Source organism: Chromobacterium sp. CCUG 30098 (assembly GCF_059916605.1).
This window is the reverse complement of the sequence record NZ_JAUCGS010000007.1, coordinates 141,009-152,267: the sequence shown is the minus strand read 5'-3', so window position 1 is coordinate 152,267 and position 11,259 is coordinate 141,009. Positions and strand designations below refer to the sequence as shown.

Annotated in this window: 9 protein-coding genes and 1 tRNA gene; 6 read left to right on the top strand and 4 right to left on the bottom strand. The window is 64.3% G+C overall.

From position 1 onward, the window contains the following. Positions 1 to 80: 80 nt before the first annotated feature. The 3 genes from QUG03_RS16560 to QUG03_RS16550 form a co-directional block, all read right to left on the bottom strand. Entirely contained in the window at positions 81 to 959 is an 879-nt protein-coding gene (locus QUG03_RS16560) for an alpha/beta fold hydrolase (RefSeq protein ID WP_500820418.1), read from the bottom strand. A 200-nt stretch (positions 960 to 1,159) separates the two neighbouring features. Next, on the bottom strand, positions 1,160 to 2,776 hold the full coding sequence (locus tag QUG03_RS16555; protein ID WP_500820417.1) for an MFS transporter: 1,617 nt from the start codon (positions 2,774 to 2,776) through the stop codon (positions 1,160 to 1,162). Positions 2,777 to 2,868: 92 nt separating this feature from the next. Then, positions 2,869 to 4,485: a GMC family oxidoreductase gene (locus QUG03_RS16550; RefSeq protein ID WP_500820416.1), complete on the bottom strand. Its 1,617-nt coding sequence runs from the start codon at positions 4,483 to 4,485 to the stop codon at positions 2,869 to 2,871. Between the two features lie 162 nt (positions 4,486 to 4,647). On the opposite strand from QUG03_RS16550, the gene QUG03_RS16545 reads away from it, so the two are divergent. Both QUG03_RS16545 and QUG03_RS16540 read left to right on the top strand, forming a co-directional pair. Beyond that, positions 4,648 to 5,571, top strand: a complete 924-nt coding sequence (locus QUG03_RS16545; protein WP_107798474.1) for a LysR family transcriptional regulator — start codon at positions 4,648 to 4,650, stop codon at positions 5,569 to 5,571. A 9-nt stretch (positions 5,572 to 5,580) separates the two neighbouring features. After that, entirely contained in the window at positions 5,581 to 6,444 is an 864-nt protein-coding gene (locus QUG03_RS16540; RefSeq protein ID WP_486635699.1) for an AraC family transcriptional regulator, read from the top strand. 82 nt (positions 6,445 to 6,526) lie between these two features. Here the strand turns inward: QUG03_RS16540 and guaB are convergent, their stop codons facing one another. After that, a complete protein-coding gene (gene guaB / locus QUG03_RS16535; RefSeq protein ID WP_107798476.1) occupies positions 6,527 to 7,990 on the bottom strand; it encodes an IMP dehydrogenase in 1,464 nt (487 codons plus the stop codon). A gap of 160 nt (positions 7,991 to 8,150) precedes the next feature. Between guaB and QUG03_RS16530 the strand changes: the two genes are divergently transcribed. The 4 genes from QUG03_RS16530 (at position 8,151) to QUG03_RS16515 (ending at position 11,259) form a co-directional block, all read left to right on the top strand. After that, on the top strand, positions 8,151 to 8,585 hold the full coding sequence (locus QUG03_RS16530; RefSeq protein WP_158274239.1) for a DUF4124 domain-containing protein: 435 nt from the start codon (positions 8,151 to 8,153) through the stop codon (positions 8,583 to 8,585). Continuing rightward, positions 8,586 to 10,391, top strand: a complete 1,806-nt coding sequence (gene uvrC / locus QUG03_RS16525) for an excinuclease ABC subunit UvrC (protein WP_235087272.1) — start codon at positions 8,586 to 8,588, stop codon at positions 10,389 to 10,391. A 112-nt stretch (positions 10,392 to 10,503) separates the two neighbouring features. Further along, entirely contained in the window at positions 10,504 to 11,085 is a 582-nt protein-coding gene (gene pgsA / locus QUG03_RS16520) for a CDP-diacylglycerol--glycerol-3-phosphate 3-phosphatidyltransferase (RefSeq protein ID WP_107798479.1), read from the top strand. A gap of 98 nt (positions 11,086 to 11,183) precedes the next feature. Next, positions 11,184 to 11,259, top strand: a tRNA-Gly gene (locus tag QUG03_RS16515).

The following is an 11,259-nucleotide window of genomic DNA, read 5'->3' as shown; positions in this document are numbered from 1 at the left end:
TGGTACATGAGCATTTCGAAGCGGGTTTCAACGCCGTATTGCCGACGCGCAGCGGAGCGTAAACAGGTTCTTAGCGGCTCTTATTGGGGCTGACTGAAAAACGCGTGGATCGCCGCCGCTAGCGCTTCCGGCTGCTCCCATTGCAGCATGTGGCCGGCGTCGGCGATCACGGTTTCCTGGAGTTGGGCGAAACAGGCGCGCCGCTGCGTCATGCTGGCGGCCACGCTCTTGGCCAGCGGGTGGTCGTCGGTGTCGCCGCCCAGCGCCCACAGCACCGGCGCGCTGATGCGCTGCCAGCAAGCCATCGCTTCTTCCAGCCGGTACAGCACCGGGTTGACCATTTTGTGGCGCGGATCGGCGCGGTAGTAGAGGCCGTTGTCGCGCTGGCGGGTCAGTTCGCGCGCCAGCCATTGGGCGCGCTCCGGCGTCAGCCTGGGGTTGCGTTCCAATAGTTTGGCGGCCACGGCGTCCAGCGACTGTAAATCGCCGAACTCCGGCGCGGTGCGGGTTTCGCGCAGCCAGCGCGCATAGCGGCCCGGCGCTTCCGCCGGCTTGGTGGCGGCCAGGCCGAAGCCTTCGGCCAGCACCAGCTTTTCTATGCGTTCGGGGCGGATGCCGGCGTAGATGCCGGCAATCATAGCGCCCATGCTGTGGCCCAGCAGCTTGACCGGCTGTTGCGGCGACAGCGCGTCCAGCAGCGCGTCGAGATCGGCCAGGTAGTCGGGGAAGTAGTAGCTGCCGTCGTTCCAGTCGCTGTCGCCAAAGCCGCGCCAGTCCGGCGCCGCCACTTGCCAGCCGTCCGGCAGCGCGTCCACCAGGAATTGGAAGGTGGCCGAACTGTCCATCCAGCCGTGCAGCAGCACCAAGAGCGGCGCGTCGCGCGGGCCCCAGCGACGCAGATGATAGCGGTGGCGGTTGAGGGTCAGGGTTTCGGACTGGCTGAGGCGTTGAATCGGCATGGCGGCGCGGGTGTTGGGATGAAAGCCCCAGTCTACCCAGAAACACGGCGAACCGGGAGGTTCGCCGTGCGGATGGGAAGGGCGCTTAGAGTCGCTAACAAAACCGCGCAGCGTACCTGAGCCAAGGCGCGCCGACACAGGCAGTACAAATAGTACGACAAGGAGGCGCAACGCAGGGTCAGGGGTTTTGTTAGCGAGTCTTATTGATGGATGTCGGCCTTATGAGTCTCCTTCAAGCCCAACAGGCAGACGATGAAGCTGACGCTGTAGACGATGACCGGATACCACAGGCCGTAGAGGATGTCGCCGGTGTAGACCACCAGCGAGAAGGCCACGGTGGGGAACAGGCCGCCTATCCAGCCGTTGCCGATGTGGTAGGGCAGCGACATCGAGGTGTAGCGGATGCGGGTGGGGAACAATTCCACCATGGTGGCGGCCAGCGGGCCGTAGACCATGGCGGCGATCAGGCTGAGCAGCACCAGCACGGCCACCACCATCGGGTAGTTGATCTTGTCCGGGTCGGCCTTGTCCGGATAGCCGGCCTGCTTCAGCGCGGCCAGCAGCGCTGCCTTGTTGAAGCCGGTCAGCGTTTGTTCGCCCACCTTGATCTGGGTTTCGCCGCCGGCGGGCGCCGCCTGGCGCTGGTAGGGCACGCCGTTCTTGGCCAGCAGGGCCTTGGCCTGGTCGCAGCTGCTGCTGAGCTTGGCCTTGCCCACCGGATCGAACTGGAAGCGGCAGCTGGCCGGGTCCGCCACCACCACCACCGGCGCCTGGCGCGCGGCGTTGGCGATGTCCGGGCTGGCGTAGGCGGTCAGCCATTTGAAGGCGGGAAAGGTCAGCAAGGCCGCCAGCAGCAGGCCGGTCAGCATCACCGGCTTGCGGCCAATGCGGTCGGACAGATAGCCGAAGTACAGGAATAGCGGCGCGGCGATCAGCAGCGACATCACCAGCAGCTGGGTGGCGATCTGCGAATCGACCTTGAGGATCTGGGTGAGGAAGAACAGCGAGTAGAACTGCGCGCAATAGAAGGTGACCGCCTGGCCGCCGTTGATGCCGAACAGCGCGGTGAGCACGATGCGCAGGTTCTTCCAATTGGTGAAGGATTCGGTCAGCGGCGCTTTGGAATGCTTGCCCTCGGCCTTCATTTTCAGGAAGGCCGGCGATTCGTGCATGGACAGCCGGATCCAGGTGGAGATGGCCAGCAGCGCCAGCGACAGCAGGAAGGGCAGGCGCCAGCCCCAGTCGTCGAAAGCCGGGCCGGTGAGTTTGCGGCAGGCCAGGATCACCAGCAGGGACAGCAGCAGGCCGGCGGTGGCGGTGACCTGGATCCAGCTGGTGTAGGCGCCGCGTTTGTGATCCGGCGCGTGTTCGGCCACGTAGATGGCCGCGCCGCCGTATTCGCCGCCTATCGCCAGGCCCTGCAGCATGCGCAGCACCACCAGCAGGATGGGCGCGGCGATGCCTATGCTGGCGTAGCCGGGCAGCAGGCCCACCAGGAAGGTGGACACGCCCATGATCAGGATGGTGGCGAGGAAGGTGTATTTGCGGCCTATCATATCGCCCAGCCGGCCGAACAGCAGCGCGCCGAAGGGGCGTACCAGGAAGCCGGCGGCGAAGGTCATCAAGGCGAAGATGAAGGCGGTGGTTTCATTGACGCCGGCGAAGAACTGCTTGCTGATCACCGCCGCCAGCGCGCCGTACAGGAAAAAATCGTACCACTCGAAAACGGTGCCCAGCGACGAGGCGAAGATCACTTTGCGCTCGGAGCCGCTGATCGCGTGTCCCGCCGTGGCGGCGGGCGTCAGGGTGCTGCTCATGGTGCTGTCTCCTCTTGGTGTGGCTTTGCGACAAGTTGTGGGGCGGGAAGTGGGCTTCCTCTGTTTGGATGGATTCCGATGTCGCGCGGCGCTCAGTCCTGCGCGGCGCGGTCTTGCAAAATCATGCGGGCGGCTTTTTCCGCGATCATCAGCGTGGGCGAGTTGGTGTTGCCCGAGGTGATGGCGGGCATGATGGAAGCGTCCGCCACTCTCAATCCGGATAGTCCGTGAACGCGCAGTCTGGCATCGACCACCGCCTCGGTATCCTGTCCCATTTTGCAGGTGCCGACCGGATGAAAGATGGTGGTGCCGATGCGGCCGGCGGCGGCGGCCAGCTCCGCATCGCTCTGGGCGGCGAGGCCGGGCAGGTATTCTTCCGGCCGGTAGCGCGCCAGCGCCGGCGCGGCGACGATGCGCCGGGTCAGCCGCAGCGCGGCCACCGCGACGGCGCGGTCCCGCGGGTGGCTGAGGTAGTTGGGCTGAATCAGCGGCGCGGCGTCCAGGCCGGCGCCGCCAATGGCGACCCGGCCACGGCTGAGCGGACGCAGGTCGCACACCGAGGCGGTGAAGGCGGGGAAGGGGTGCAGCGGCTCGCCGAAGCGTTCCAGCGACAGCGGCTGCACATGGTATTCCAGGTTGGCGCGCGTCTGTTCCGGCCCGGATGCGGCGAAAGCGCCCAACTGACTGGGCGCCATCGCCAGCGGGCCGCTGCGCCGCCACAGGTATTCCCAGCCCATGGCCAGCTTGCCGCTCCAGCTATTGGCCAACTGGTTCAGCGTGCGCGCGCCGCTGACCTTGAACACCATGCGTAGTTGCAGATGATCTTGCAGATTGGCGCCGACCCCTGCCAGCGCGTGGCGCACGGCGACGCCGTGCTCTTGCAGCAGCGCGGCCGGGCCGATGCCGCTGCGCTGCAACAAAAGCGGGGAGCCGACGGCGCCGGCGGCCAGGATGATTTCGCCGCGGCAGCGCGCCTGCCAGCGTTGCCGCTGTTGCAGGAATGCAATACCGGTGGCGCGGCCGTCCTCCAGCAGCAGGGTTTCCGCCTCGGCATGGGTCAGCACGGTGAGGTTGGGGCGCTGGCGCACCGGGCGCAAGAAAGCCTTGGCGGTGTTCCAGCGCAGGCCGCCGCGCTGATTGACTTCGAAATAGCCGCAGCCGGCGTTGTCGCCGCCGTTGAAATCGTCCACCGGGGCGATGTCGCTCTGCTCCGCGGCGTCGCGGAAGGCGTCCAGGATCGCCCAGGACAGCCGCTGCCGTTCCACCCGCCATTCGCCGCCGTGGCCGTGCTGGGCGCGGGCGCTGTCGAAGTGGTCCTCCATGCGCAGGAAGTCCGGCAGCACCTCGTCCCAGCTCCAGCCGGAGCAGCCCTGCGCCGCCCAGCCGTCGTAGTCCGCGGCCTGGCCGCGCATATAGATCATGCCGTTGATCGAGGAGCAGCCGCCCAGCACCTTGCCGCGCGGGTAGTTGAGGCTGCGTCCGCCCAGGCCGGCCTCGGGCGCGGTGCGCAGGCACCAGTCGGTGCGCGGATTGCCGATGCAGTAGAGATAGCCGACCGGGATGTGTATCCACGGATAGTTGTCCTCGCCGCCGGCTTCCAGCAACAGCACGCGGTGCTGCGGATTGGCCGACAGGCGGTTGGCCAGCAGGCAGCCGGCGCTGCCCGCGCCGACGATGATGTAGTCGAATGTGTCCGCCAATGCCTGCATGCCGCGCTTTCCTATGACGTCTGTATCGCCACCATATAAGATCAAGCCGGGCCGGCCTGGAAATAGCCAGAGTGGAACAACAGCTGTTAGTTTTCTAACAGCCGCGCAATTGAAGCCTGTCATATTTGTGTGCAAGCGCACCATAAACACGGGGAGGGCTTGATGTTCGACTGGAACGACATCCGTTATTTTCTGGCCTTGCAGCGCAGCGGCAAGCTGCTGGCGGCGGCCCGGCAGCTGCGCACCACGCATGCGACGGTGGCCCGGCATATCGAACAGTTGGAGCGGCAGCTGGGCCAGCCGCTGTTCGTGCAGCAGCCGGACGGTTATCAATTGACCGCGGCCGGCCGGCAGTTGCTGCCCCTGGCCGAGCAATTGGAAAACACCGCGTCGCGGATGCAGGACGAGGCGCGGGTGGGTCATGTGGAGGTGGCCGGCCTGGTGCGGCTGGGCGCGCCGGAGGGCTTGGGCTCGCTGTTTCTGGCGCGGCACCTGCCGCGGCTGACGGAGCGTTACCCGGCGCTGGAGATCGATCTGGTGTCGGTGCCGCGCTTTGTCAGCATCACCAACCGCGAGGTGGACATCGCCATCGCGCTGGAGCGGCCGCAGGCCAATATGGTGGTGACGCGCAAGCTGACCGATTACTGCCTGGGCCTGTACGCGACGCCGGCCTATCTGGACGCGCATGCGCCCATCCGCGAGCGCGAGGACCTGGCCGGGCATCCCATCGTCGGCTATGTCGACGATCTGCTGTTCTCGCGCGAACTGATGTTCCATCGCGGCCTGTGCCGCAACCCCTTGATCCCTCTGCGCTGCACCAGCGTGGTGGGCCAGCAGCAGGCGGCGCTGGCCGACGGCGGCATCGCGGTATTGCCGTATTATCTGACCTACGACGACGCGCGGCTGCGCCAGTTGTTGCCGGAACTGCGCATCATCCGCTCTTACTGGATCAGCGGCCGCAGCGACATCCGCCGCACGCTGCGCTACCGCGTGGTGTGGGACTACGTGGTGGAGCTGTGCCAGCGCATGCAATGGTTGCTGCTGCAACAGCCAACTCAGCAAAACGAATCAATCGATGCGGGATAAGCTCACTTCATGAGAACGCTCTATCGCAACGGCGGCCCGGATTCGCCGTATTTGTGGCGGATGCTGCGGGTGCTGGACTATCTGTGGCGCCATCTGGATGGGCCGGTGCCGCTGGAAAGATTGGCGGAGGAGGCCTGCTTGTCGCCCTTTCACTTTCACCGCGTGTATCGCGGCCTGATGGCCGAAACGGTGGGAGAGACCCGGCAGCGGCTGTTGCTGCATCGCGCGGCCGGGCAGTTGGACGGCGGCTCGCTGCCTTTGTCTAGGGTGGCGACGCGCGCCGGCTACGGCGGCACCGCGGCCTTCGTCCGGGCCTTCGCCAGGGCTTACGGCGAGAGTCCGGGCCGCTATCGCCAGCGCAGAGCGTTCATTTCTAGGCAAGACTGGGAGACCGTTATGCATGAAGTGACATTGCTCAAGCAGGATAAGGGGCTGAAGGTGCTGATGCGCCGCCATATCGGCAGTTATATGGAGATCGGCCAAGCCTTCGGCGCTTTACAGGCCATCAGCCCGGCTTGCGCGGCCGGCGACGCGCCAGGCCGCACATTCGGGATGTATCTGGATGATACGGAACAGACGGAGGAAGCCAAGCTGCGCTCCATCGCCTGCGTGACGGTGCCGGACTCCTGGCAGGACCGGACGCTGCCGGATGGGTTTGAATGGGGGGAGATCCCAGCCGGAGAGTACGCTTGCGTGACGCATCTGGGACCGTACGCGGAACTGTCCACGGCCTGGTCCTGGCTGTACCGGCACTGGCTGCCCGGCAGCGGGCGCGCGCTCGGCGAGGTGCCGTGCGTGGAAGAGTATTTGAATTCGCCTTACGACAATCCGCCCACCGCCTTGCGCACTCGGCTGATGTTGTCGCTGGCCTGACCGCGCTTGTGGTTCAGCCATGAAAAAACCCGCGCCGTTTGGCGCGGGTTTTGCCGTAAAGGATGCCTGACGACGTCGGGTCTTAACGGGATACGTGGTAGTTCGGCGCTTCCTTGGTGATCTGCACGTCGTGGACGTGGGATTCCTGAATGCCGGCGGAAGTGATTTCCACGAACTCCGCTTTGGCGTGCATGTCGGCGATGGTGGCGCAACCGAGGTAGCCCATCGAAGAACGCAGGCCGCCCACCAACTGGTGGATCACCTGGCCGATGGAGCCCTTGTACGGCACGCGGCCTTCGATGCCTTCCGGCACCAGTTTTTCCACATTGCCTTCGTTGTCCTGGAAGTAGCGGTCGGACGAGCCCTGGCTCATCGCGCCCAGGCTGCCCATGCCGCGGTAGGACTTGTAGGAACGGCCCTGGAACAGCTCGACTTCGCCCGGGGCTTCCTCGGTGCCGGCGAACATGCCGCCCAGCATCACGCAATTGCCGCCGGCGGCCAGCGCCTTGGAAATGTCGCCGGAGAAGCGGATGCCGCCGTCGGCGATCATCGGCACGCCGGTGCCCTTCAGCGCTTCGGACACATTGTGGATGGCGGTCAGCTGCGGCACGCCCACGCCGGCTACGATGCGGGTGGTGCAGATAGAGCCGGGGCCGATGCCGACCTTGACGCCATCGGCGCCGGCGTCAACCAGCGCCATTGCGGCGGCGGCGGTGGCGATGTTGCCGCCGATTACGTCCACTTCCGGGAAATTCTTCTTGACCCAGCGCACGCGCTCGATCACGCCCTGGCTGTGGCCGTGGGCGGTGTCGACCACGATCACGTCCACACCGGCCTTCACCAGCGCGATCACGCGCTCTTCGGTGTCGCCGCCGGTGCCGACCGCGGCGCCTACGCGCAGACGGCCCTGGTTGTCCTTATTGGCGTTGGGGTGTTCGCTGGTCTTGATGATGTCTTTGACGGTGATCAGACCCTTCAACTCCCAGGCGTCGTTGATCACCAGCACGCGCTCCAGGCGGTGGGTGTGCATCAGCTCGCGGGCTTCGTCGATGCTGGCGCCTTCCTTGACGGTGATCAGGCGCTCGCGCGGGGTCATGATGGAGCCGACGCTCTGGTCCAGACGGGTCTCGAAGCGCAGATCGCGGTTGGTGACGATGCCGACCACTTTGCCGTCTTCGATCACCGGCAGACCGGAAATCTTGTGATGGCGGGTCAGCAGCACCAGATCGCGCACCAGCATGTCCGGGGCGATGGTGATGGGGTCCTTGACCACGCCGCTTTCATGGCGTTTCACCTTGGACACTTCGCTGGCCTGTTTCGCGGGATCCATGTTTTTGTGCACGATGCCGATGCCGCCTTCTTGAGCCATGGCGATGGCGAGACGGGCTTCGGTCACCGTGTCCATGGCGGCGGACACCAGGGGCAGGTTCAGGGTGATGTTGCGGGTAAGCTTGGTGGAGAGAACTACGTCGCGCGGCAGAACTTCAGAATGGGCCGGGACGAGGAGAACGTCGTCGAAAGTATAGGCTTTCTCGATGATACGCATCTTGGCGTTTCCTTTGCGGCAAAGCGGCATTATACCGAGGCATTGTCGCTATTGCAAAAAAAGGGGCTTTCCGCCCGCAACCCTGTTACCTTTTTGCTCGCAGGCCGCGCAGGCCTTACAATTTGAGTATCTGCAGCGCATTCGGGTCAGGGAGTCGATGATGAAGTCAACCTTAGTATGGACCTTTTTGCTGGCTTTGCTGGGCTCCTCCGCCGCCAGCGCGGAAGTCTATGTATGGAAGGACGAGGCCGGAAAAACCGTGTATTCGGACCAGCCGCCGGCCAGCGTCAACGCCCGCCGCATGAATACGCGCGCGCCGGCGCCGGCATCGGCTCCGGCCAAGGAAAGCAAGAAAGCGTCGGGCAAGGACGCCGGCGGGGAAAACGCCAAGATCGCGGCGGAAAACGCCAAGATCGTGGAGGCCAACGCCAAGATCCGCGAGCAGAATTGCCAGAACGCGCGCAATCAGCTGGCCTCGGTGCAGACCAATAGCCGCATCCGCATGCCGGGTTCCAATGCGCTGGCCACCGACGCCCAGCGCAACGAGCTGATTACCCAGGCGCAGGCCAATGTGCAAACCTGGTGCGGAAAATAAGTGACGAAACCGGTTTTTGACTACAAGGCGGTACTGGCTTCCCTGCCCAATCTGCCCGGCGTGTATCGAATGCTCGACGCGTCGGGCAGCGTGCTTTATGTCGGCAAAGCGATAGACTTGAAACGTCGAGTCAGTTCCTACTTTCAGAAAAACGACCAGTCGCCGCGCATCCAGCTGATGGTGCGCCAGATCGCCAGCATCGAGACCACGGTCACGCGTTCCGAGGCGGAAGCGCTGATTCTGGAAAACAACCTGATCAAGGCGCTGACGCCGCGTTACAACATCCTGTTCCGCGACGACAAGTCCTATCCCTATCTGATGCTGAGCGGTCACGTCTTCCCGCAAATGGCCTATTACCGCGGCGACCCTAAGCGGCCGCACCAGTACTTCGGCCCCTATCCCAACGGCTACGCCGTGCGCGAGAGCATCCAGATCCTGCAAAAGGTGTTCCGGCTGCGCACTTGCGAGGACGCGGTGTTCGCCAATCGCTCCCGTCCCTGTCTGCTGTATCAGATCAAGCGTTGTTCCGGCCCCTGCGTCGACCATATCTCCAAGGACGATTACGCGCGCGACGTGGCCAGCGCGGTGGCCTTCCTGCAAGGCCGTCAGAGCGAGCTGATCGACGGCCTGACCCAGCGCATGATGACGGCGGCCGAGGCGATGGAGTTCGAACAGGCGGCGGAGCTGCGCGACCAGATCCAGGCGCTGGCGCGGGTGCAGGAGAAGCAGTTCGTGTCCAGCAACTCCAGCCAGCAGGATTGCGACGTGGTGGCCGCGGTGCAGCAGGAGGGCATGCTTTGCGTCAATCTGGTGATGATACGCGGCGGCCGGCATTTGGGAGACAAGAGCTTTTTCCCGGTCAGCGGGGAGGAGGGGGAGCTGGCGGACAGCCTGGAAGCCTTCCTGGCCCAGCATTATCTGGGCGCGCCCTTGCCGCCGGCCATCATTATCAACGGCGAGATTTCCGAGACCCTGCGCCAGCATCTGGAGCGGCAGGCCGAGCGCAAGCTGGCCATCGCCAGCAATCCCATCGGCGAACGACGGGTGTGGCTGGAAATGGCGGAGAAGAACGCCGCGCTGGCCATCATGCAGCGGGCTAGCAGCAAGGCCACCCAAAACCAGCGGCTGGCCCAGCTCAACGAGGTGCTGGAATTGGAGGGCGCCGGCCGTTTCGAGTGCTTCGACATCAGTCACACCATGGGGGAGGCCACGGTGGCGTCCTGTGTGATCTACGACAAGGGCGCGATGCAGCCCGGCGAATACCGGCGCTACAATATCGAAACCGCCAAGCCCGGCGACGATTACGCGGCGATGCGCGAAGTGTTGTCACGTCGCTACGGCAAGCTGGCGGCGGGCGACGGCAAATTGCCGGACGCGGTGTTCATCGACGGCGGCAAGGGGCAGGTGGGCGTGGCTTTGGAAGTGTTCGCCGAAATCGGCCTGAACCTGCCCATCGTCGGCATCGCCAAGGGCGAGGAACGCAAGCCGGGCCTAGAGACCTTGATCCTGCCTTATCTGGACAAGAGCCTGCAGCTGCGGCAGGACCATCCGGCGCTGCATCTGATTCAGACGGTGCGGGACGAAGCCCACCGCTTCGCCATCACCGGCCACCGCGCGCGGCGCGCCAAGGCGCGCACCGCGTCCACGCTGGAGGAGATTCCGGGCGTGGGCGCCAAGCGCCGGCAACAGCTGCTGATGCGCTTTGGCGGCCTGCGCGGCGTGACCGCCGCCAGCATGGACGACCTGGCCCAGGTGGACGGCATCAGCCGCACCCTGGCGGAGAAGATTTACAACGCGCTGCATTGATTGCCGGCGCGCCATCGTTTATACACTGTAACCATTGCCGTGCGTCCCGTTGTGGCTTGGGGCGGACGCGCAGTTTTTGACCGAGCCGCAAACAATAAGATTACTGACACCGATGCCCTTCAATTTGCCGATATTCCTAACCTGGCTCAGGGTTGCCCTGATCCCCATCTGCGTAGCGGTCTTCTTTTTGCCGGATTCCGTGCTGCTGCTGGAAAGCCGCAACCAGGTAGGCGCCGCCATCTTCGCCTTGGCGGCCATCACCGATTGGCTGGACGGCTATCTGGCGCGCAAGTTGGGTCAGACCTCGGCCTTCGGCGCTTTCCTGGATCCGGTGGCGGACAAGCTGATCGTCGCCGCGGCCTTGATCCTGCTGGTGCAGATGGGGCGTACCGAGGGCTGGATGGCGATGATCATCATCGGCCGGGAGATCGCCATCTCCGCGCTGCGGGAATGGATGGCGGAGATGGGCACCCGCAAAAGCGTGGCGGTGGCCTATATCGGCAAGTTGAAAACCGCGGCGCAAATGGTGGCGATTCTGCTGTTGCTGTATGCCGGCCCGCTGCTGCCGGGGGTTTCGACATTAATTTTGGGCAATGCCTTCATGGTGGTGGCGGTGATTTTGACTTTGTGGTCAATGGTTTATTACCTGAGGATGGCCGCCAAGGAGTTTTCCGGGAAAAAAATTGATGTTTGAAGTGTTGACAGTGACTGATAAATCCTTATAATTCGCATCTCTCAGCGCTGCTCCAGCGGCAGCGAAGAGAAAGCAGAAGTATTGCAGCAGTTTTGAATGCGGGAATAGCTCAGTTGGTAGAGCGCAACCTTGCCAAGGTTGAGGTCGCGAGTTCGAGCCTCGTTTCCCGCTCCA